Origin of the sequence: Cyanobium sp. Cruz-8D1, from assembly GCF_024345975.1 — a bacterium.
In the GTDB taxonomy this organism is placed as follows: domain Bacteria; phylum Cyanobacteriota; class Cyanobacteriia; order PCC-6307; family Cyanobiaceae; genus Cyanobium.
Genome location: NZ_JAGQCD010000001.1, coordinates 116285 through 137388, shown reverse-complemented (window position 1 = coordinate 137388; position 21104 = coordinate 116285). Strand labels below are relative to the sequence as shown.

Below are 21104 nucleotides of genomic sequence, written 5' to 3'. Positions count from 1 at the left end.
CGCTTTCAACCATGACGATCGCCTTAGGGCGTGCACCGGCCACCCGTGGATGGTTCGACGTCCTCGACGACTGGCTCAAGCGCGACCGCTTCGTTTTCGTGGGCTGGTCCGGTCTGCTGCTGTTCCCCACGGCCTATCTGGCCCTGGGCGGCTGGCTCACCGGCACCACCTTCGCCACCTCCTGGTACACCCACGGCATTGCCAGCAGCTACCTTGAGGGATGCAACTTCCTCACCGCTGCCGTCAGCACCCCCGCGGATGCCATGGGGCACAGCCTGCTGCTGCTCTGGGGCCCGGAAGCCCAGGGTGACTTCGTGCGCTGGATCCAGCTCGGCGGCCTCTGGCCCTTCGTGGCCCTGCACGGTGCCTTCGCCCTGATCGGCTTCATGCTGCGCCAGTTCGAGATCGCCCGTCTGGTCGGCATCCGCCCTTACAACGCCATCGCCTTCTCCGGCCCGATCGCGGTGTTCGTCAGCGTCTTTCTGATGTATCCGCTGGGTCAGAGCAGCTGGTTCTTCGCTCCCTCCTTCGGGGTGGCGGCGATCTTCCGCTTCCTGCTGTTCCTGCAGGGTTTCCACAACTGGACCCTGAACCCCTTCCACATGATGGGCGTGGCCGGCATCCTCGGCGGTGCCCTCCTCTGCGCCATCCATGGCGCGACGGTGGAGAACACCCTGTTTGAGGACAGCGACCAAGCCAACACCTTCAAGGCGTTCGAGCCCACCCAGGAAGAGGAGACCTACTCGATGGTCACCGCCAACCGCTTCTGGAGCCAGATCTTCGGGATCGCCTTCTCCAACAAGCGCTGGCTGCACTTCTTCATGCTGTTCGTGCCAGTGATGGGTCTGTGGACCAGCAGCATCGGCATCATCGGCCTGGCCCTCAACCTGCGGGCCTACGACTTCGTCAGCCAGGAAATCCGCGCCGCGGAGGATCCTGAATTCGAAACGTTCTACACCAAGAACATCCTGCTCAACGAAGGTCTGCGCGCCTGGATGGCTCCCGCCGACCAGCCGCACGAAAACTTCATCTTCCCTGAAGAGGTTCTGCCCCGTGGAAACGCCCTTTAATTCCGGTCTTATTTCGGTCGGTGGCAAGGACCTCGACTCCACCGGCTATGCCTGGTGGGCTGGCAATGCCCGACTGATCAACCTTTCCGGCCGTCTGCTGGGAGCCCACGTGGCCCATGCGGGCCTGATGGTCTTCTGGGCCGGCGCCATGATGCTGTTCGAGGTGAGTCACTTCACCTTCGACAAGCCCATGTACGAGCAGGGTCTGATCCTGTTCCCCCACGTCGCCACCCTCGGCTATGGCGTCGGACCCGGCGGTGAGGTCACCGATCTCTATCCCTTCTTCGTGGTCGGGGTTCTGCACCTGATCAGCTCCGCCGTGCTCGGTCTCGGCGGCCTCTATCACGCCCTGCGCGGTCCTGAGATCCTGGAGAACTACTCCTCGTTCTTCTCCCAGGACTGGCGTGACAAGAACCAGATGACCAACATCATTGGCTATCACCTCATCCTTCTTGGAGTGGGTGCCCTGTTGCTGGTGTTCAAGGCCATGTTCTTCGGTGGCGTCTACGACACCTGGGCACCGGGCGGTGGCGACGTGCGCCTGATCAGCAACCCCACCCTCAGCCCGGGTGTGATCTTCGGCTATCTCACCCGAGCCCCCTTCGGTGGCGAGGGCTGGATCATCGGTGTCGACTCGATGGAGGACATCATCGGTGGCCACATCTGGATCGGCCTGATCTGCATCTTCGGTGGCATCTGGCACGTCATCACCAAGCCCTTCGGCTGGGTGCGCCGCGCCTTCATCTGGAACGGTGAGGCCTATCTGAGCTACAGCCTCGGCGCGCTGAGCTTCATGAGCTTCATCGCCTCGGCCTACATCTGGTTCAACAACACCGCCTATCCCTCGGAGTTCTACGGCCCCACCAACGCCGAATCCTCCCAGGCCCAGAGCTTCACCTTCCTGGTCCGCGACCAGCGCATGGGCGCCAACATCGGCTCCGCCATGGGCCCCACCGGCCTGGGCAAATACCTGATGCGCTCCCCCACCGGTGAGATCATCTTCGGCGGTGAAACGATGCGCTTCTGGGACTTCCGCGGTCCCTGGCTGGAGCCCCTTCGTGGCCCCAACGGTCTGAGCCTCGACAAGCTCCAGAACGACATCCAGCCCTGGCAGGTGCGTCGGGCCGCTGAGTACATGACCCACGCCCCCAACGCCTCGCTCAACTCCGTCGGTGGCATCATCACCGAGCCCAACTCGGTGAACTTCGTCAACGTCCGCCAGTGGTTGGCCTCCACCCAGTTCGTGCTGGCCTTCTTCTTCCTGGTCGGTCACCTCTGGCATGCGGGTCGTGCCCGTGCCGCCGCCGCCGGTTTCGAGAAGGGCATCGACCGTCAGGCCGAGCCCACCCTGGCCATGCCGGACCTCGATTGATCCAAGGCCTTTCAACATCTCACGCTCAGCCTCCCCGCAGGGGAGGCTTTTTTATTGACAATGGACAAGCGGATGTGTGTGAATGATTGGACAATCACTTCAACAGCAATGCCACGCTCGTTTGCCATCCTGTGCCTGGCCTGCCTGTCCGCCAGTGCCCTTGTTGCCCTGCCGGCTCACGCCCAGAAGACCGTTGAACAGTGTGCCAGCCAACTCAAGGCGCGGGGCTACAACATCTACTCAATGGATATCGATGATGGTCGCATCTACGATTACGACGGCATCAAAAACAATCAGAAATACGAAATCAAGACCGACATGAACTGCAAGGTACTGCTTGAAAGAGTGGATAACTGAGTAAAATCACAGCACCCTCTGCAGGGGTGCTGGCCATGGGGGAAGCCCGATCATCTTCCTTGCCCCACCATGACCACGCACCTGAGAGCCTCCGCTGGCAGCGGGGCCCGAACCCACTCTTTTCCTCAGCAAGGATGGTCTGCGCTCAGCAGGGGAGGCTCTGCCACGACAGCCAAGTCCTGTCGCTGGGGCGGCAGCAACCTCTGACGCTGCGGCCGGCTCTGGCGCGCTGAGGGGGGGCAAACAACACCAAGTGGGTCACTATGGCCGGGCGAACAGTTGGGTTTACCGGTTGTGCGGCGAGTTCGGTCCGGCCAACAAGCCATGGCCAGTGTGCCGCTCGCCCCAGCCGCCGAAGCGCTGCCACCATGCCCGCGCTTCGGCGGCATCGGTAGGTTTGCCAAACCTGGCCGCCCAGCACCCTCTCAGGCGTGCGCGCCATGGTGATCGGACGGGAGATCCTGCACGATCCCAGCCCAGAGCATGTGGAGGAGGATTTCTGGCAAGATCCATCGCTCTCCTTACATCATCAGGGTGCTGTTGGAGCCGAAGATCCAGCTCCCATCAACCTGGCCCCTGAGGCAGCACACCGGGGTCGAGCCAACGCCGCAGCAGGGGCAGGCTGAGCCCGATCACGTTGCTGAAGCAGCCCTCGAGCCGCTCCACCACCAGGCCACCGCGGCCCTCGAGGGCAAAGCCCCCGGCACAGGCCAAGGGCTCACCACTGGCCACGTAGGACGCGATAGCGGCGTCGCTGAGCGCGGCGAAATGCACCCGGGTGGTCACCACCGCCAGCTGGGGTTCCGGGCTCGCGCCTGGGGTGGGTCGCCGCACCAGGGCATGGCCGGTGTGCAGATCGCCCCAACCACCGGCCATGCGCCGCCAGCGGGCCACGGCCTCGGCGGCATCCCGGGGCTTGCCCCACACCTCCTGCTCCACCACCAGCAGGGAGTCGCAGCCCAGCACCCCCATGGACGGCCACGCCGCCTCGGAACCCAGCGTGCTCGCCACGGCGAGGGCTTTGGCGAGGGCCAGCCGTTGCACAAGCTGCAAAGGATCCTGCTCCTGGAACCCCTCCTCATCCACGCCACTCAGCTGGACCCGGTGAGGCACTCCGGCCTGCTCCAACAGGCGACGCCGGGCGGGGGAAGCGGAAGCCAGCAGGAGCAAGGGAGGTGACGGCCAGGGTCTCCAGCCTGCCCGTCGATTGGGGAGAATGGGGCCATGGCACAAGCTGACAACGAGTCCCTTTCGCTGGCGCGGGCCGCCCTCTCGCTTCGCTGTCTTCCCTTCCGCCGTGGTTTCTACGAGGCGGTGGGAGCCAACCCCCTCAGCAGTGAGGAGCTCGCCCGACAAGCCGATCCGGCCTTCCCCCTCAGCTTCGTTCCCCTCAGCAGCGAACGCGCTGAGGACCATTTCCTCTGGCTGATCCGACTGGGGGTGCTGCGGCGGGAAGTTGACGGTCAGGGACTCACCGAGCGGGTGCGGCTCACGCCCATGGGCCGCCAGGTGCTGCGGCGCTGGCCCGGCGAGATTCCCCGGGCGGGCCGACGGGATCGGATCCTGGAGGCGCTGAGCCGCCACCGCCCCCGCCTTTGACCCGCCCCCATCCCGACTCCCCCCAACCACTGATGGTGCTGGGCACCAGCAGCGGTGCCGGCAAATCACTGATGACCGCTGCCCTCTGCCGCGTGCTGCGGCGCCGGGGAGAACAGCCCCTGCCCTTCAAGGGGCAGAACATGAGCCTCAACGCCTGGGTCGACCAGCAGGGCGGTGAAATGGCCTACTCCCAGGCCCTGCAAGCCTGGGCCGCGGGTCTGGAGCCGCGGGTGGCGATGAACCCGGTGCTGCTCAAGCCCAGGGGCGACAGCACCAGTGAGGTGATCCATCTGGGCCGCTCGGTGGGCACGGCCCGGGCGGAGCACTACTACCGCGACTGGTTCCGGCCGGGCTGGGCGGCCATCCGGACGGGCTTGGCGGAGCTCCAGGCGGCCCACCCGGGCGGGCGACTGGTGCTGGAGGGGGCTGGCAGCCCGGTGGAAGTGAACCTGCAGGCCAGGGACCTGACCAACCTGCGGCTGGCCCAGTACCTGCGCGCCCGCTGCCTGCTGGTGGCGGACATCGAGCGGGGTGGCGTCTTCGCCCAGATCGTCGGCACCCTGGCCCTGTTGCGGCCGGTGGAGCGCCCGCTGATCGGCGGCTTGCTGATCAACCGTTTCCGTGGCCGCCGTTCCCTGTTCGATGCAGGCCGCCACTGGCTGGAGCAGGAGACCGGGGTCCCTGTGCTCGGTGTGATGCCCTGGCTCGATGAGCTGTTCCCGCCGGAAGACTCCCTTGATCTGCTGGAGAGAGGCAGCCGCAAGCCCCGCAGTGAGCTGAACATCACGGTGCTGCGCCTGCCCTCCCTGAGCAACTTCTCCGATCTCGATCCGCTTGAGGCGGAGAGCAGCGTGCAGCTGCAGTGGCGGCGGCCAGGGGAGCCGCTGGACCAGCCCGATGCGGTGATCCTGCCCGGCAGCAAGCAGACCCTGCGGGACCTGGCGAGCCTGCGCAGCAGCGGCCTGGCGGACGAGCTGCAGGCCTACGTGGCCCGGGGGGGGCAGCTGTTCGCCCTCTGCGGCGGTCTGCAGATGCTGGGCCAGGAGCTGCACGACCCCGAGGGGCTGGAGGGGGATCAGGCCGGGGAAACGGTGGCCGGGCTGGGCCTGCTGCCCCTGCGCACCGTGTTCCACGGCCGCAAGGCCCTGCGGCAATGCCGCAGCCGGGCCCTCTGGCCCCCGGGCCCGGCCGAAGCGCCCCTGCTGGAAGGATTCGAGCTCCATCAAGGGCGCAGCGAGCCGACGGATCAGGCGGGCTGCGCCCCCCTGGCGGAGGACGGACAGCTGGGCTGGTGGGCGGCCTCAGGGACCCAGGGCGGTCTGGTGGCTGGCACCTATCTGCACGGCATCTTCGAGAACGGCCCCTGGCGCCGCCGCTGGCTGAACCAGCTGCGCCAACGGCGCCAGCTGCCGCCCCTGGAGGAGAACCAACCCCACCACGCCCGCCAGCGGGACGCCCTGCTCGACCGCCTCGCCGACGCCTTCGAGGACCACATCGATCTGGCCCCCCTGATCCCAAGCAAGCCCTAGATTTCCGCCAGAGCGAGCTTGCGGCCATCGGCATCCCCCGGCCTGCCATCACCATCGCGTGGCCAGATGGCCAGACCACCACGGCTATCCCCGGCCAGGACTGGCTGGAGGCCGCACGTCAGGCGGCGGTGCTGATCCCCACTGGCTGCCTGGGGGGCAGCTGCGGCGCCTGCGAGATCGAGGTCAATGGACGCCTGGTGCGGGCCTGCGTGGCCACCGTGCCATCGAGCCCGAGCGGCCGGCTGACGGTGAGCCTGGCCAGCGATCCCTTCTGGTAGCGCCTGTGAGCTCCACCCCCCGATGTCACATCCTGTCGATCGATTTCCAGGATCTCGATGTGATCTGGAATGTGCGGCTGTTCTATCGGGCGGCCGGGTTTGAACTGATCCGCGAGTGGGTTGCTCAGGAGCTGGAGCTGCTGGTGATCCTGCGGGGCGATCCCGGCCTGTCCCATCAGGATTACGACGGGATCGTCCACGTCTACGACTACGTCAAGGAGCTCCAAGTGGATTGGCGCTGCCGCTTTCCCCACGCCCGCGAGATCCGGCTGATTTCCCTGCTCCGGCCGCCGTCCCTTCCGGAAGGTGTCCGCTGGGTGCAGGGGTATCTGCCGGTGATTCCCGAGTTCTGGCAGCAGCTTCCGTTCCGCAAACGGGCCGGCCGGCCCCTGCACATCGCCAACTTCAAGCCGATGGGCGACGACCCCTACCAGCAGGATCTGGCCCGTCTCGCCCGCAGGGGCCTGGTGGAGGTCCACGGCGGCCACTGGGACAGGCTGGGCCTGAGCACCCATGGGCTCAGCTATCTGGAGGCAAACCGGCGGCTGGCGAGCGCCTGGTGCTGCTATGGCCTGATGTATCCCTACCAACGGGGCACCACCCTGTCCGGCCGGATGTGGCAGGCGCCGCTGCATGGCTGCCTGGTGATCAGTGAGAAGGGCACCAATCCGTTCGGGCTGCCAGGGATCCTTGAGGTGGAGCGCTTCGCTCCGGACACCCTGCTGAGCGTGGCGTCGATCCAGCAATGCTGGCAGGTTCGGACCGAAGCAACCCTCTACTGGCAGCAGGCCACCGTCCAACTGGCCCGTCAGCTGGACTTGCCGGCCTACCGGGGGCCTTCGGCCGCCCAGCTGGCGACCTGCCGGCGGGACAGACGCGCCCAGCACCGGCGGGTGGTCTGGAGCCGCCGCCTGAATCGGCTGGCGGGGTGGTTGACCCCTGCCCCGATCAGCTGCTGGTGGCGTCGCCGCCAACGGACGCTGCGGGGGCTTGGGCGAATCCTGGGTACGGCGGCGAGACAAGGGGGCCAGGCGACGCCCCGCTGACCCCCCCCCCCTCAGCCCCATCGTTCGCGCGTCATCGTGAAACGAAAGTCTTGCGAGATTCGATGTCAGCGAGCAGAGGCTAAGATGACTGGACGCACGACACTTCGTACAACATCAAATGGGCCGCAGGAACGGCCCTGAAACGTGCCGTTCCCAGCACGTTTATCCAGCTGTCAGGGCGTTTCCTCGGGCCCGACCATCCCTGTACGGCCCTTCCTGTCGGCATGCCGGCTATCACCAACAGGATCGGCCAGAACCTGACGCAGATGCCGATTGAGATGCTCGAATCAATCGGTCTCAAGGCGAAGGCGGACGCCAAGTTCAACTGTTGATTGCACCCATGCAACTGGATACTGCCAACCCGTCATTCCAAGTTTCTCGCGTTGATCGCCTGCGCCGAGAGCCAGGCAGTTCCATACAGAGTTTCATTGGACCTGACTGACGACGAAGACTGGGCCCTGCGGAAGGCGCTGCACCTCTGGAATGCCAGGCACCCAACACACCGATCAGATCAACCAGGAGGGTGGGCGGATTCACCGTGCTCGCCAACCTGATCCGCTGGAACTCTGGGTGACCGGGAGTGCTTTGACAACATTGATGGGCACTATCTCGTGCACAGTCAAAGCCGCATGAGGTGCATCAGATCAAGCCCTTTTGCGACGAACTGGGAACGAAGTCCTCTCTTGTCACGTCCATGACTGGCCATTGACATGATGGCTTTAGGCCTGGAGACGGTTCCCCCCGGAACTGGAATCCATCCATGAGCCCCCAGCTGGTGCCGCAGGCCATCGGCAGACTCCGTTCCCAGAATTGCTTCATGCACGCATCCCAGATAGGCCTGGATCTTCCAGCAAACTGCTCCCTATGCCATAGCATGCAAGAACCTCCGGAGATTCCGAAAACGATCGAAGAGATTCCGGCCTTCATCCTGAGGGATCTTAGTTAAAGTTGGTCACCATTCCTGCCATTGACCTGTGACGACACTCGATCCAGGCAACGCCATCCCCTACGACTATCTGATCGTCGGCTGCGGACTGTTCGGAGCTACGTTCGCCCGGCTGGCCACCGATGTCGGCAAGCGCTGCCTTGTCATCGACCGCCGCCCCCACATCGGGGGCAATTGCTTTACGGAGAAGCAGGAAGGCATCAACGTTCATCGCTACGGAGCCCATATCTTCCATACGAGCAACAAGGCCGTCTGGGCCTTCGTGAACAGGTTCGCGGAATTCAATAACTACATCAACTCTCCCAAGGCGATCTCGAACGGGAAGCTCTATTCGCTTCCGTTCAACATGAACACGTTTTATGAGCTCTGGCAAACCCGCACGCCTGCGGAAGCCAGGCAGAAGATTGAGGCCCAGCGCTTTCTGGGTGAGCCGACCAACCTGGAGGAACAAGCGCTTTCCCTGGTGGGGAAGGACATCTACCAGACTCTGATCCGCGACTACACCCGCAAGCAGTGGGACAAGGACCCCCGTGAGCTACCGGCCTTCATCATCAAGCGGTTGCCACTGCGCTTCACCTACGACAACAACTATTTCAGTGATCGCTATCAGGGCATCCCCATCGGCGGCTACACGGCCCTGTTTGAAGCCATGCTCGAGGGGATTGAGGTTCGGCTGAACGTCGACTTTCTCGAGGACCGGCCCCGGTGGACCTCCCTGGCCCAAAAGGTGGTGTACACCGGTTGCATCGATCAATACTTCAACTATGAACTCGGCCGACTGGAGTATCGCTCACTTGACTTTGAGAACAGCATCGAAGAGCTCGAGAACTTCCAGGGGAATGCCGTGATCAACTACTGCGATACCAGTCAGCCCTTTACCCGCATCATCGAGCACAAACACTTTGAGGCTTCAACCTCCCCGGTGACGGTGATCACAAGGGAGTATCCCAAAGCCTGCAGCGGCGAAGCGATTCCCTATTACCCGGTCAATGATCCAGCCAACCAATCGCTTTACCGGCGTTACCAGGAGTTGGCCCACAGCGCCGACAGCGTGATCTTCGGGGGGCGGCTCTCCGAATACAAATACATGGATATGCATGTCGTCATCGAATCGGCGATGAACCGGTTTCGCAGCGAAACCCGTCAGCCGTCAGCCTGAATCAGTCCGCCGCCGAGCAAGACGTCACCGCGATAGAACACCGCCGCCTGACCCGGTGCCACCGAGAACTGGGGCTCGGCGAAGTCGAGCCGGGCCCGGTGGGGCCGTTCGGCGGCATGGTCGTCGGCCGTCTCCGCCAGCGGTGTGAGCAGGGCCCGCTCTGGCAGGCTCCGGTATCTCACCTGCACCTCCACCGCGATCGGCTCGTCCGGCGGGGCGATCGACACCCAGTTGATGGCAGCCACCACGCAGGCCTGGCGGGTCGCCTCCCGGCGGGGAGCCACCACCACCCGGTTCATGGCCCCATCCAGCCGCACCACATGGAGCGGTTCGCTCCAGGCCACCCCCAGCCCCTTGCGTTGCCCGATGGTGAAGTGCTCGAGGCCATCGTGGGACCCCAGCACCGTGCCGTCCGCCAGCACGATCTCCCCCTGGCGCGGCGGCAGGTAGGCATCAAGGAACGCCCGCATCGAACCGTGGTGGTCGGCCAGGCAGAGGTCCTGGCTCTCGGGCTTCTCGGCGGTGCGCAGACCGAGGCGTGAGGCCTCGGCCCGCGTCGCCTCCTTGGTGAGCTCCCCCAAGGGGAACACCAGCCGGCCCAACACTGTCTGGGGCAGGTCGTAGAGGAAATAGCTCTGATCTTTGAGAGGATCCAGGCCCCGCAACAGCTGATGGCGATCAGCCCCATCGCCGGCAGGCCACTGCCGGGCGTAATGGCCCGTGGCCAGTCGGCCAATTCCACGCTCCGCCTCGGCCCAATCGAGCATCGGTCCGAACTTGACCGCCCGGTTGCAGCGGGAGCAGGGCAAGGGGGTGAGGCCCTCGCCATAGCCCTCCACGAGAAACTCAACGATCTGCTCCTGAAAACGGGCCCGGCTGTCGACGACATGGTGGGGCACCTCCAGCTGGTCGCAGATCCCGGCCGCATCCACCAGGCCCTCGGCGCAGCAGGAGCCCTTGCCACTCATCAGCCACAGGGTGAGGCCCTCGACATTCCAGCCAGCCGCCACCAACAGGGCCGCGGTCAGGGAACTGTCGACGCCGCCGGAGAGTCCCACGGCCACCCGCCGCTCGCCAGGCCACGCCCTCAGCCGCGCCAACACCGCGGCCACCTCAGGCGAGGCGCTGCTGATGGCGGTGGTGGTGTCAGACGACGTGGGGGCGGCGGCGGGGCTCAAGGATCCCGGTGGGTGGAAGGACCAGACAGCCCCATCATGGGAGAGCACTGCTCAGGCCGCCGTGAGCTTCCGGCCGATGCCCCCCTCCTGGCCGCCTGTGGATGCCGAGCACGTCCTGGTGAGCGGCACCACGATGGCGGCCATCGAGCAGGAGCTCTTCGCCAGCGGCCTGCCGGTGGAGGCCCTGATGGAGAAGGCCGCCCTGGCGGTGAGTCGCCGCCTGCTGGCGCGGCCGGGCCAGGATCGCCACGACGGCCTGCTGGTTCTGGTGGGACCGGGCCACAACGGCGGCGATGGCCTGGTGGTGGCCAGGGAATGGCATCTGGCCGGGGGCCGGGTGCGGATCTGGTGCCCCTTCGAGCGCCGACGCCCGCTCACCGACGCCCACCTGCGCCACGCCCGCTGGCTGGGGATTCCCCTGCTGGAGGATGCTCCGGCCCCCGCCGATCCCGCCCTCTGGGTGGATGCCCTGTTCGGCATCGGCCAGCACCGTCCGGCCGGAGTCGCGATCGAAGCCCTGCTGCACGATCGCCAGGGGCAACGGCCCGGCGCCCTTGTGGCCATTGACGTCCCGACCGGACTGGACGCCGACGATGGTGAGCTGCTTGGCACGGTGGCGGCCACGGCCTCCACCACTTACTGCATCGGGCTGATCAAGCGGGGGCTGGTGCAGGATGCGGCTCTGCGCTGGGTGGGCCGGCTGGAGCGGGTCTGCCTTGGATGGCCGCCGGCCCTTCTGGGCCAGCCTCCAGGCGATCACCTGCTGGGCCTGTCGGCCGCCGACCGGAGCTCGGCCCCCTGGCCCGTGTCGGATCCGGCCGCCGGGAAATACGAACGGGGGCGCCTGTTGGTCCTCGCCGGCAGCCGCCGGTTCAGGGGCGCCGCCCACTTGGCCCTGGCGGGCGCCACGGCGTCGGGATGCGGCAGCCTCAGGGCCGCTCCGCCACGGCAGATCGCCCCCCAGCTCTGGCAGATCCATCCCCACGTGGTGCTCGAGCCCGGCCTTGGGGCCACCCCGGCCGGCGGCCTGGCCCTGGGAGATCTGGGCGAGGGCTGGCTGAACCGGCTGGATGCGGTGCTGCTGGGGCCGGGCCTGGGCGGGCTGGGCAATGCCGGTGTGCCGGTGGCGGCGGCGATCGAAGCCCGGGAACGGCGGCGCTGGCAGGAGCTGGGCGCCTTCGAAGGACTGCTGGTGCTCGATGCCGATGGCCTGAACCGCCTGGCGGCCATGGGCACGGGCTGGCTCCAAGCGCGCCGGGGCCCCACCTGGATCACCCCCCACGAGGGGGAGTTCCGCAGACTCTTTCCCGATCTGGCCCCGCTGCCCCGGCCAGAGGCGGCGCTGGCGGCGGCCCGCCGTTCTGGCGCCTGCGTGCTGCTCAAGGGAGCGCGCAGCGTCGTGGCGACACCTGACGGACGCCGCTGGCAACTGCTCTCGGCCTGCCCGGATGCGGCCAGGGCCGGGCTCGGTGATGTGCTTGCCGGCTATGCCGCGGGGCGAGGGGCGATGGCACTGGCGGCCGCAGGACTGGCACCTGTACGTGGCTCCAGCGCCGATGGGGCCTGGCTGGCGGCCGCCGTCCTCGACCATGCCCTCGCCGGTCTCCACTGCCGGGAGCTCAACGGTGTCGGTGGCGTCACGCCGCTCGCTGTGGCCGAAGCCCTGTCCCAACGAGAACCCGGAACCGGGTGATGGGAGCCCGCGTTGAAGATTCAGCGCCTATGGATCAAGGACAGCGAGGCCACGTTCCGATGTGGCAAGCCTCAGAATTATCCGATCCATCAACTGGGAAATTAGCCATTTGCTCATCCAAGCGAAGACAATCGCCAAACAAGCAATTGTGTGTGGTTTCAAAAGCAATTCCTTAAAAGTTGTTCCAGACACTTTCCTGACTTGCTAAAGGTAATTCCATAACACACTCAATGGCGCCACTTCGCCCCCTCCTATGACCGCCTCTGCCGTCGCGACGAGAAGGGAGGGCTCCAGCCGCAGAGGGGGTGATTCCATCACCTGGTATCTCACCTCGATCGGCAGAGAGCCGCTGCTGACACCAGCCGAAGAGATCCAGCTCGGCAATCAGGTTCAGGCGATGATGCACCTTCTGGAGGAGTCGAAAAACGGCTACTCGGTGCAGGAGAACAAGACGATCAAGGTGGGCCGGCGCTCCAAGGAGCGGATGATGCGCGCCAATCTTCGGCTTGTGGTGAGCGTGGCGAAGAAGTACCAGGGCAAGGGTCTGGAGCTGCTCGATCTGATCCAGGAGGGCTCCCTCGGTCTGGAACGCGCCGTCGAAAAGTTCGACCCCACCCGCGGTTACAAGTTCTCCACCTACGCCTTCTGGTGGATCCGCCAGAGCATGACGCGAGCCATTGCCTGCCAGTCCCGGGCGATCCGGCTGCCGGTCCACCTGAGCGAGCGGCTCAGCACGATCCGTAAGGTGAGCCTTGAGCTGGCCCACAAGCTCGGCGCCATGCCCAGCCGTCGCGAGATCTCCGAAGCCATGGCCATTCCGGTTGAGGAACTCGACTCCCTGCTGCGCCAGGCCCTCACCATCTCCAGCCTGGATGCCCCCATTCATGCGGAGGGCGGTCGCAGCTTCCTGGGTGATCTGATCGCCGATGCTTCCGCCGAAGAACCCCTCGACCGCATCGAGCGAGGCATGCATCAGGAGCAGCTGGCCGAGCTGTTGGGCCACCTGTCCGCCCAGGAAAAGGAGGTCCTGGCCCTGCGCTTCGGCCTCAACGGATTGGAGCGCCACACCCTGGCCGAGATCGGCCGGCAGTTGGATGTTTCAAGGGAGAGGGTTCGGCAGATTGAGCTCAAGGCCCTGCGCAAACTGCGCAGCCTGTCGAGCAGGACGGCACCCCTGGATTGAGAAACGCCCAGTCCTGATCGGTCAGGCCTTTAGAGCGATCCTTCCAGCAACCGCTTGACCCTTCCCTTGGCCTGGAGGTAAGCGATCTTCAGTCTGCTCTCTCTTTTGATGCCGCGATCACGTCGGATTTGGATCGGAGCGTCACCGACCATCTCCCAGTCTGGCTGCCAGCAGTCATCGGCCCGCGGAAACCAGAACTCAAAGACGGTGCTCTTTGAGATGGGCAGCAACTTGGCAAGGATCGAAAAAATCGACTGATCATGGCGATGCTCAACGAAGCCATCGAGGTTGGGCGCCCGCGAGGGTGAATCATCAATCATGGAGAAATCCTCGCTGAACACCCTGATCCAGTGGCGCATGAAGTCCATGGTGGCTGGGCATTTGCGCAAGAAGAAGGTGGTGGCCCCCAGCTGCTGGGTGCCGGTGATCTCCGGTTTTTCACGAACGCCCAGCCGATCGAGCAGATCCCCCTTCGTCCACTTGTACTCCCCCTGATCGGGGAACTGGCGACCCTCGTACACCAAGGATCCATTGGGAGGCAGGCACTCGAAACCCTGAATTCCCGACGGCGCCTCCACGTTCATGGCGAACAACTCCTGCAGCCGCAGGCGCCCGGCTGGGTTGAGATGGCAGCCGGAATCGATCCAGTGCACCTGGTCGCCATCCTGCAGCCGCTCAAGGGTCTGAAGAACGATCTGGGGCTTCCAGGCGTAGTAGCCGAAGCCTCGGTGTTCCGGTCTTAGATAGTCCTTGAAGCGCCGCCTGAAATCAGGATTGAGATCCTGCTCCGAAGCCCCAAAGATATCCGTGTAGACCCCCATCTCTTCCGCCTGGCGACATATCCGAAGCCGGGCCGCCTTCATGCGGCTGTCAGTGAAAGTGACGAGGACACGTTTGGACATATGAGAGGTTCCCTGTAGGGCAATTGAATGATCTTAAGGAGGACAACTCAAAGGCCCCTGCACTGACTCAGTCTTCGGCCCAGATGTAGCGGGTGAGTTCGCTGGCATCGGGCTCGGGCGCCGCGAGGGCGAACTCGACGCAATCGGCCACTTCGGCGTCGATCTCCTTGTCGATCGCCTTGAGCTCCTCGGCCGTGGCCAGCCCCATGTCCGTCAGGCGCAACGCCAGTTGCTTGATCGGATCGCGCTTGGCCCAGAACTCCTTCTCGGCCGCTTCGCGCAGCTCATCAGGATCCGCCAGGGAATGGCCGCGGAACCGGTAGGTGAGGCACTCCAACAGGGTGGGACCTTCCCCGGCCCTGGCCCTCTCGATGGCCCGCTGGGCAGCGGCCCTCACGGCCAGCACATCCATACCATCCACTTCCTCGCCGACCATGCCGAAGCCCGCCGCCTTGCGCCAGATTTCCGGCTCGCTGGTGGCCCGGTTGTGGTCCATGCCGATGGCCCAGCGGTTGTTCTCCACCACGAACAGGATCGGCAGCTTCCACAGCGACGCCATGTTCAGGCATTCGTAGAACTGGCCGATGTTGCAGGTGCCATCCCCGAAGAACGCAGCCGTGACGGCATCACTGTCCGCCTGGCCGAGGGCGTCACGCTTGTAGCGGCTGGTGAAGGCCGCTCCCAGGGCCACCGGGATGCCCTCGCCGATGAAGGCATAGCCACCGAGCAGATGGTGCTCACGGGAAAACAGGTGCATGGAACCTCCACGGCCCTTACTGCAGCCCGTGGCTTTGCCGAACAGCTCACTCATGACCTCCCGGGCCGGTACACCGCAGCTCAGGGCGTGCACGTGGTCGCGGTAGGTGCTGCAGAACCAGTCGTGCTGCAGGCGCATCGCCCGGATCACCCCGGTGGAGACGGCTTCCTGACCGTTGTACAGATGCACAAAGCCAAACATCTTGCCGCGGTAGTACATCTCGGCGCACTTGTCCTCGAAGCGGCGCCCCAGGGTCATGTCCCGATAAAGCATCAGGCCCTCCTCCCGGCTGACACTGGCCCGCTCCGCCGGAACCAGACCTTCCAAGCGCACCGCGTGGCTGCCGGCCTGCTCGGAAGACGCGGCTGCCCCGGAGCCAGAGGGCTGGGCTGCCCGCGCCGCAATCAATTCCTGAGTCATGGCAGGAAGGCAAGGCGATTCGTGGCCCCGACTGTACGGGGTCCGTTCCCTGGTGACAGTCAAAACCACTGCCACTGACTACAGTCGCGCCCCAGCGTCACCATCGGATTGGACCTGCCGATCGATCATTTCCGCTTGCTGGGTGTGCCTTCGTCCGCCGATGCCCAGGGGGTCCTGCGCACCCTGCAGTCGCGCCTGGACCGTCTGCCCCACGGAGGGTTCAGCCCCGAAACCCTGCAGGCGCGTGCGGAGTTGCTTCGGGCCAGCGCCGACCTGCTCTCCGATGCCGATCGGCGCGCTGCCTACGAGGCGGAACTGACGAGCCTGGCCAACACCGACGGCACCCTGCAGCCGGCCCTGGAGATTGCCACGGCCCGGCAGGTGGGCGGGCTGGTGTTGCTGATGGAGGGGGGCCAGCCCCTGGAGGCCTTTGAGCTCGCCAGCCGTTCGCTGCAGCCACCCCAGTCACCCACCCTCGGCAGCGGCCGCGAAGGCGATCTCACGCTCCTGGCGGGGTTGGCCTGCCTCGCGGCCGCCAGCGAACTGGAGGAACAGCGACGCTTCGAAGCCGCCGCCCGCACCCTGCAGCAGGGTCTGCAGCTGCTGCAACGCCTGGGCCGGCAACCCGACCTCAGAGAAACCATGCATAGCCAGCTGGACCACCTCACGCCCTACCGGGTGCTCGACCTGCTGAGCCGGGATCTGGTGGCCGGCGTGGAGCGGCAGGAAGGTCTGGCGCTGCTCGAACAGCTGGTGCAGCGGCGCGGGGGCCTCGAGGGCGATGGCGATCCCCAGTTCCCCAGCCAGGACTTCCAGCCCTTCTTCCACCAGATCCGCGCCTTTCTCACGGTTCAGGAGCAGGTGGATCTGTTCAGCCGCTGGGCGGCCACCGGCTCCGACGCCGCCGACTTCCTGGCCACCATCGCCCTGACCGCCTCCGGTTTCGCCCAGCGCAAGCCCGAGCGCATCGCCGAGGCCAGACACCGCCTGCAGCGCAGTGGCCGGGAGGGCATCGAACCGCTGCTCGCCAACCTGCATCTGCTGCTGGGTGAGGCCGACACGGCGCGGGCCTGCTTCGACCAGGGGGCCAGCCAGGACCTGAAGGACTGGGCCGCCGGTAAAAGTGTTGATCCCCTGGGTCAACTCTGCGCCTATTGCAGCGACTGGCTGGTGCGGGATGTGCTGCCGGGCTACCGGGACCTGGAAGCCGAGCCCGATCTGGTGGCCTACTTCAGTGACCGGGACGTGGTGGCCTATGTCGAACGGGAGGATCAGCGCAGGGGCCGGGCCTATCTCACCTCCCCGGCAGCCGTGGAGGGTGCGGACAGCACGGTCTTCCCTCCCTTCGACGACCTCCGCTTCCCGGGGACGATGTCGCCCCCTGCAGCCCTGACCCTGGAGGGGGCCACCGCCGGCGGCTTCGCCCCGCTGCCTGCATCCGGCATGGCCCCGGGTCCCGAGGATGACGGGGAGCTCGATGACGAGGTTCCCTTGCGCTGGCCGGTGCCCACCAGGCCATGGCTGCTGGGGGGCGGCGCCGTTCTGGTGCTGGTGCTGGCCGCGGCCTGGGTGCTGCGGCAGCGCCAGAGTTCACCCCCACCGGCTCCACCGCCAGCACCACCGGTCACCTCCCCGGCCCCCACCGCACCGACGCCGGCCCCGAGGGCCGCGACGGGGCTGAGGATCACCCCGCTCACCGCCAGTCGGCCCGATGCGGCCCAGGTCCGCCGCCTGCTGGAGAACTGGCTGACGGTGAAAAGTGGCGTGCTGGCGGGCGAACCGATCCCGCAGGATCTGGATCGCATCGCCCGGGAGGGGCCGATCGCCCTGCTCGCCAAGGAGCGCCGCAGCGATGCCGCCCGAGGCCAGAGCCAGCAGCTGGACGTGCGGATCACCGATCTCAGCCTGTCCGAAAGCGGCCCCCAGCGCATCGTCGCCGTCGTCCGGCTCCGCTACAGCGACCGGCGCCTCGATGCAAGCGGAAAGGTGGTGGAGACCACGGCGCCGCTGCAACTGCGCAATGGTTATGTATTCGGACGCGACGGCGACAGCTGGCGCCTGGCGGCCACCCAATCCTTCAACTGATGTTCGACGAACTCTCCCAGCGCTTCGAAGACGCCGTCAAAGGACTGCGCGGCCAGGCGGCCATTTCGGAAACGAACGTCGATGGCGCCCTCAAGGAAGTGAGACGGGCGCTGCTGGAGGCCGACGTGAGCCTGTCGGTGGTGAAGGAGTTCGTCGAAGAGGTGCGGCGCAAGGCCGTGGGGTCCGAGGTGGTGCGCGGGGTGAGCCCGGATCAGAAGTTCATCCAGCTGGTCCACGAGCAGCTCGTCGACACCATGGGCGGTGCAAACGCCCCCCTGGCCCGAGCGACGGACGGCCCCACGGTGATCCTGATGGCCGGTCTGCAGGGGGCCGGCAAGACCACCGCCACCGCCAAGCTGGGCCTGCACCTCAAGGAGCAGGGTCGGCGTCCCCTGCTGGTGGCCGCCGACGTCTACCGGCCGGCTGCCATTGACCAGCTGCAGACCCTGGGCCGCCAGATCGGCGTGGAGGTGTTCAGCCTCGGCAGTGACGCCAAGCCCGAAGCGATCGCTGCCGCCGGCGTGGCCAAGGGACGGGACGAGGGCTTCGACACCGTGCTGGTGGATACCGCCGGTCGGCTCCAGATCGACACCGCGATGATGGAGGAGATGGTTCGGATCCGGGAGGCGGCGGCCCCGGATGAGGTGCTGCTGGTGGTGGATTCGATGATCGGCCAGGAGGCCGCCGAACTCACCCGCGCCTTCCATGAGCAGGTGGGCATCACCGGCGCCGTGCTCACCAAGCTGGATGGGGATTCCCGGGGCGGTGCGGCGCTCTCGATCCGCAAGGTGAGCGGCGCGCCGATCAAGTTCATCGGCACCGGCGAGAAGGTGGAGGCGCTGCAGCCGTTCCACCCGGAGCGGATGGCGAGCCGGATCCTGGGGATGGGCGATGTGCTCACCCTGGTGGAGAAGGCCACCAAGGAGGTGGAGCTGGCCGATGTGGAGAAGATGCAGCGCAAGCTGCAGGAAGCCAGCTTCGATTTCTCCGATTTCGTCCAGCAGATGCGCCTGATCAAGCGCATGGGCTCCCTGGGCGGGCTGATGAAGCTGATCCCGGGGATGAACAAGATCGATGACGGCATGCTGAGGCAGGGCGAGAGCCAGCTGAAGCGCATCGAGGCCATGATCGGATCGATGACCGAGGCCGAACGCCGTCAGCCCGAACTGCTCGCCTCCCAGCCCTCCCGTCGGCGCCGCATCGCCGCCGGCAGTGGCCATACATCGGCTGACGTGGACAAGGTTCTCGCCGACTTCCAGAAGATGCGCGGCTTCATGCAGCAGATGACCCGCGGTGGCATGCCAGGCCTGCCGGGCATGGGTGGCTTTCCTGGGATGGGTGGTATGCCGGGCATGGGCGGGATGCCCGGAATGGCTGGTGGCATGCCCGGAATGGGTGGTCCCGGCGGCCGCGGCGGTGGCAAGCCACCCAGGCCCCCCAAGCCGGCCAAAAAACGCAAGGGGTTTGGTCAGCTCTGACCACCCCTGTAAGATTGTGAGCTGCATTTCGAGCACCATTTCCAGATGATCAAGCTCCGGCTGAAGCGGTTCGGCAAGAAACGGGAAGCGAGTTTCCGTCTGGTGGCCACCAACAGCACCTCCCGCCGCGATGGCCGTCCGCTCGAGGAGCTGGGCTTCTACAACCCCCGCACCAAGGAAACCCGCCTGGACACGGAGGCCATCCGGCTCCGCCTCGGCCAGGGAGCCCAACCCACCGACACCGTGCGCACCCTGCTTGAGAAGGGCGGCCTGATCGAGAAGACCATCCGGCCCGCCGAAACCGTCGGCAAGCTCAAGCAGGCCGCGGCCCGCGAGGCCGCCGCTGCCGCCGCCGTCAAGGAAGCGGAAGCCGCCAAGCAAGCGGCTGCGGCCAAGCTGGCTGAGGAAGCCGCTGCCGCCGTTGAAGCCGCCGCTGCCGCTGAAGCCGACCCTGCCACCGCCGAGGCCTGAGCGAACTCTCCTCCACGTTTTCCCTGCCTGACAGCGGTGCTGCCGTTGCCCTGGCCGGGGCGGATGGGGCCTCCCTGCGGCGGCTTGAAGCCCTCACAGGCGCCCAGATTGTGTTGCGGGGTCTCGACCTTCAGATCAGGGGCCGAACGGCCCAAGTGGAGCGACTGCAGGCTTTGATCCAGTTGCTTGAGCCCCTCTGGCAACGGGGGGAGTCCATCGGCCCGGTGGACATCCAGGCCGCCATGGCGGCCCTGGACACCGGCCGCTCCGACCAGCACCGCCGCATGGGGCTCCAGGTGCTGGCCACCAGCATCACCGGCCGGCCGCTGCGGCCCCGCACTCTGCGGCAGAACAGCTACGTTGAGGCGATCGAACGCCACGACCTGACCCTGGCGATCGGCCCGGCCGGCACCGGCAAGACGTTCCTCGCCACGATCCTGGCCGTGCGGATGTTGCAAGAGCGCAAGGTGGAGCGGCTTGTGCTCACACGACCGGCGGTGGAAGCGGGCGAACGGCTCGGCTTCCTGCCCGGTGACCTGCAACAGAAGGTGGATCCCTATCTGCGTCCCCTCTATGACGCCCTGCATGGGCTGCTGGGCCAGGAACGGACCACCCAGCTCCTGGAGAAGGGGGTGATCGAGGTGGCGCCCCTGGCCTTCATGCGCGGCCGCACGTTGGCCGACGCCTTCGTGATCCTCGATGAGGCCCAGAACACCACCTGCGCCCAGATGCGGATGGTGCTCACCCGGCTGGGGGAAAATTCCCGCATGGTCGTGACGGGAGACACCACCCAGATCGATCTTCCCCCGGGCCAGCTGAGCGGCCTGGTGGAGGCGGAGCAGGTGCTGCAGGGGGTGGAGGGCGTGGCCATCTGCCAGTTCAGCGATGCGGATGTGGTGCGCCACCCCCTGGTCCAGCGTCTGGTGCAGGCCTACGCCCGACGCGATGCCCGCCCACCGGCCCCCCCGGCCAGGAAGCGGATGGATAGCACCCCCGTCCGATCGGAACCATGAACAGCGCCGAACGACTGCGCATCCCGGCCCAGATCGCGTTGGCCGCCCTGGTGGCCTACCTACTGGGCTTCTGGTTCACGAGCCTGTTCCCGGGCTATCTGCCCAAGATCGGCGGGCTCTGGTCGGCGATCTCCGCCGTCGTCGTGACCCAGGTCACCCGCAAGGATGCGGCCTCCTCCGCCTCGCTGCGGATTCTGGGATCGGCGATCGGCGCCATCACCAGTGCGGTGTACCTGACGTTGCTGCCCTTTCACCCCCTCGGCATGGCCGCGGCGATCTTCGCCACGGTGATGATCTGCGCGGCGATCAACGTGCCCAGCCACGGCCGTCTGGCGGCGATCACGGTGATCGTCGTGATGGTCACCGGCAGCCTGGATCCCGCCCTGAGTCCGGGTGTGAACGCCCTGCTGCGCTTTCTGGAATCCTGCATCGGCACGGGCGTCGCCCTGCTGGCGGTGTGGCTGTGGCCTGGTTCCCGCAGCCAGCCGGGGGGCGACGCCTGAAGCCTGTCTGCCTGACGGGCCCGCATGGGGAGATCCGAACCGCCCTCCTCGCCGTAACCATGGGG

19 protein-coding genes are annotated in these 21104 nt (G+C 66.2%); 15 read left to right on the top strand and 4 right to left on the bottom strand.

All coding sequences use genetic code 11. The features are described 5' to 3' along the window. The first annotated feature begins 11 nt into the window (after nt 1-11). The 3 genes from psbD to KBZ33_RS00665 are packed head-to-tail and all read left to right on the top strand — an operon-like array spanning nt 12 to nt 2799. On the top strand, nt 12-1070 hold the full coding sequence (gene psbD, locus KBZ33_RS00675) for a photosystem II D2 protein (photosystem q(a) protein) (protein ID WP_015108802.1): 1059 nt from the start codon (nt 12-14) through the stop codon (nt 1068-1070). Next, nucleotides 1054-2442 (top strand): photosystem II reaction center protein CP43, encoded by a 1389-nt coding sequence (gene psbC, locus KBZ33_RS00670; RefSeq protein ID WP_254949637.1) that lies wholly within the window; start codon nt 1054-1056, stop codon nt 2440-2442. Before psbD ends, psbC begins: the two co-directional genes overlap by 17 nt. 60 nt (nt 2443-2502) lie before the next feature. Beyond that, entirely contained in the window at nt 2503-2799 is a 297-nt protein-coding gene (locus KBZ33_RS00665) for a PepSY domain-containing protein (RefSeq protein WP_254949638.1), read from the top strand. Nucleotides 2800-3363: 564 nt separating this feature from the next. On the opposite strand, the gene KBZ33_RS00660 is transcribed toward KBZ33_RS00665, so the two are convergent. Continuing rightward, nucleotides 3364-3969, bottom strand: a complete 606-nt coding sequence (locus KBZ33_RS00660; RefSeq protein ID WP_254949639.1) for a nucleoside triphosphate pyrophosphatase — start codon at nt 3967-3969, stop codon at nt 3364-3366. A 54-nt stretch (nt 3970-4023) separates the two neighbouring features. Between KBZ33_RS00660 and KBZ33_RS00655 the strand changes: the two genes are divergently transcribed. From KBZ33_RS00655 to glf, 5 genes are all read left to right on the top strand, one after another. Further along, entirely contained in the window at nt 4024-4398 is a 375-nt protein-coding gene (locus KBZ33_RS00655; protein ID WP_254949640.1) for an Npun_F0494 family protein, read from the top strand. Between the two features lie 32 nt (nt 4399-4430). Beyond that, nucleotides 4431-5927, top strand: a complete 1497-nt coding sequence (locus tag KBZ33_RS00650) for a cobyric acid synthase (RefSeq protein WP_254949810.1) — start codon at nt 4431-4433, stop codon at nt 5925-5927. Between the two features lie 53 nt (nt 5928-5980). After that, nucleotides 5981-6205 (top strand): 2Fe-2S iron-sulfur cluster-binding protein, encoded by a 225-nt coding sequence (locus KBZ33_RS00645; protein WP_396107737.1) that lies wholly within the window; start codon nt 5981-5983, stop codon nt 6203-6205. 5 nt (nt 6206-6210) lie between these two features. Next, nucleotides 6211-7251 carry a hypothetical protein gene (locus KBZ33_RS00640; protein ID WP_254949641.1) on the top strand — a complete coding sequence of 347 codons (1041 nt, stop codon included), beginning with the start codon at nt 6211-6213 and terminating at the stop codon, nt 7249-7251. Between the two features lie 974 nt (nt 7252-8225). Next, nucleotides 8226-9356, top strand: a complete 1131-nt coding sequence (gene glf, locus KBZ33_RS00635) for a UDP-galactopyranose mutase (RefSeq protein WP_254949642.1) — start codon at nt 8226-8228, stop codon at nt 9354-9356. On the opposite strand, the gene mnmA is transcribed toward glf, so the two are convergent. Then, nucleotides 9341-10489, bottom strand: coding sequence for a tRNA 2-thiouridine(34) synthase MnmA (gene mnmA, locus KBZ33_RS00630; protein WP_254949812.1), 1149 nt, complete (start codon nt 10487-10489; stop codon nt 9341-9343). The two genes, glf and mnmA, sit on opposite strands and share 16 nt — an antisense overlap. Between mnmA and KBZ33_RS00625 the strand changes: the two genes are divergently transcribed. Both KBZ33_RS00625 and KBZ33_RS00620 read left to right on the top strand, forming a co-directional pair. Further along, the gene (locus KBZ33_RS00625; protein ID WP_255011370.1) at nt 10488-12227 is read left to right on the top strand and encodes an NAD(P)H-hydrate epimerase; all 1740 of its coding nucleotides are present in this window, start codon (nt 10488-10490) and stop codon (nt 12225-12227) included. The genes mnmA and KBZ33_RS00625 overlap by 2 nt on opposite strands. Nucleotides 12228-12480: 253 nt before the next feature. Continuing rightward, complete coding sequence (locus tag KBZ33_RS00620) at nt 12481-13410, top strand: sigma-70 family RNA polymerase sigma factor (protein WP_254949644.1); 930 nt, start codon at nt 12481-12483, stop codon at nt 13408-13410. A gap of 29 nt (nt 13411-13439) precedes the next feature. Here KBZ33_RS00620 and KBZ33_RS00615 read toward each other — a convergent pair whose 3' ends face one another. Both KBZ33_RS00615 and pdhA read right to left on the bottom strand, forming a co-directional pair. Then, complete coding sequence (locus KBZ33_RS00615; protein ID WP_254949645.1) at nt 13440-14312, bottom strand: hypothetical protein; 873 nt, start codon at nt 14310-14312, stop codon at nt 13440-13442. Between the two features lie 67 nt (nt 14313-14379). Further along, nucleotides 14380-15489 carry a pyruvate dehydrogenase (acetyl-transferring) E1 component subunit alpha gene (pdhA, locus tag KBZ33_RS00610; protein WP_254949646.1) on the bottom strand — a complete coding sequence of 370 codons (1110 nt, stop codon included), beginning with the start codon at nt 15487-15489 and terminating at the stop codon, nt 14380-14382. Nucleotides 15490-15597: 108 nt separating this feature from the next. Between pdhA and KBZ33_RS00605 the strand changes: the two genes are divergently transcribed. The 5 genes from KBZ33_RS00605 to KBZ33_RS00585 all read left to right on the top strand — a co-directional run bounded on the left by KBZ33_RS00605 (nt 15598) and on the right by KBZ33_RS00585 (nt 21039). Further along, nucleotides 15598-17574: an ARC6/PARC6 family protein gene (locus tag KBZ33_RS00605; RefSeq protein WP_254949647.1), complete on the top strand. Its 1977-nt coding sequence runs from the start codon at nt 15598-15600 to the stop codon at nt 17572-17574. After that, nucleotides 17574-19052 (top strand): signal recognition particle protein, encoded by a 1479-nt coding sequence (ffh, locus tag KBZ33_RS00600; protein WP_254949648.1) that lies wholly within the window; start codon nt 17574-17576, stop codon nt 19050-19052. The genes KBZ33_RS00605 and ffh overlap by 1 nt, the downstream gene beginning before the upstream one ends. 45 nt (nt 19053-19097) lie before the next feature. Beyond that, a complete protein-coding gene (rpsP, locus tag KBZ33_RS00595) occupies nt 19098-19523 on the top strand; it encodes a 30S ribosomal protein S16 (protein WP_254949649.1) in 426 nt (141 codons plus the stop codon). Nucleotides 19524-19705: 182 nt separating this feature from the next. After that, entirely contained in the window at nt 19706-20536 is an 831-nt protein-coding gene (locus KBZ33_RS00590; protein ID WP_254949650.1) for a PhoH family protein, read from the top strand. Beyond that, entirely contained in the window at nt 20533-21039 is a 507-nt protein-coding gene (locus tag KBZ33_RS00585; RefSeq protein WP_254949651.1) for an aromatic acid exporter family protein, read from the top strand. Before KBZ33_RS00590 ends, KBZ33_RS00585 begins: the two co-directional genes overlap by 4 nt. Nucleotides 21040-21104 lie beyond the last annotated feature (65 nt).

Excerpts from the sequence above, each read along its gene's own strand:
- KBZ33_RS00650 (WP_254949810.1), top strand. The coding sequence starts at position 4,431 with ATGGTGCTGGGCACCAGCAGCGGTGCCGGCAAATCACTGATGACCGCT.
- psbD (WP_015108802.1), top strand. The coding sequence starts at position 12 with ATGACGATCGCCTTAGGGCGTGCACCGGCCACCCGTGGATGGTTCGAC.
- KBZ33_RS00625 (WP_255011370.1), top strand. The coding sequence starts at position 10,488 with ATGGCGGTGGTGGTGTCAGACGACGTGGGGGCGGCGGCGGGGCTCAAG.
- rpsP (WP_254949649.1), top strand. The coding sequence starts at position 19,098 with ATGATCAAGCTCCGGCTGAAGCGGTTCGGCAAGAAACGGGAAGCGAGT.
- pdhA (WP_254949646.1), bottom strand. The coding sequence starts at position 15,489 with ATGACTCAGGAATTGATTGCGGCGCGGGCAGCCCAGCCCTCTGGCTCC.
- KBZ33_RS00615 (WP_254949645.1), bottom strand. The coding sequence starts at position 14,312 with ATGTCCAAACGTGTCCTCGTCACTTTCACTGACAGCCGCATGAAGGCG.
- KBZ33_RS00620 (WP_254949644.1), top strand. The coding sequence starts at position 12,481 with ATGACCGCCTCTGCCGTCGCGACGAGAAGGGAGGGCTCCAGCCGCAGA.
- KBZ33_RS00665 (WP_254949638.1), top strand. The coding sequence starts at position 2,503 with ATGGACAAGCGGATGTGTGTGAATGATTGGACAATCACTTCAACAGCA.
- KBZ33_RS00585 (WP_254949651.1), top strand. The coding sequence starts at position 20,533 with ATGAACAGCGCCGAACGACTGCGCATCCCGGCCCAGATCGCGTTGGCC.
- KBZ33_RS00655 (WP_254949640.1), top strand. The coding sequence starts at position 4,024 with ATGGCACAAGCTGACAACGAGTCCCTTTCGCTGGCGCGGGCCGCCCTC.
- ffh (WP_254949648.1), top strand. The coding sequence starts at position 17,574 with ATGTTCGACGAACTCTCCCAGCGCTTCGAAGACGCCGTCAAAGGACTG.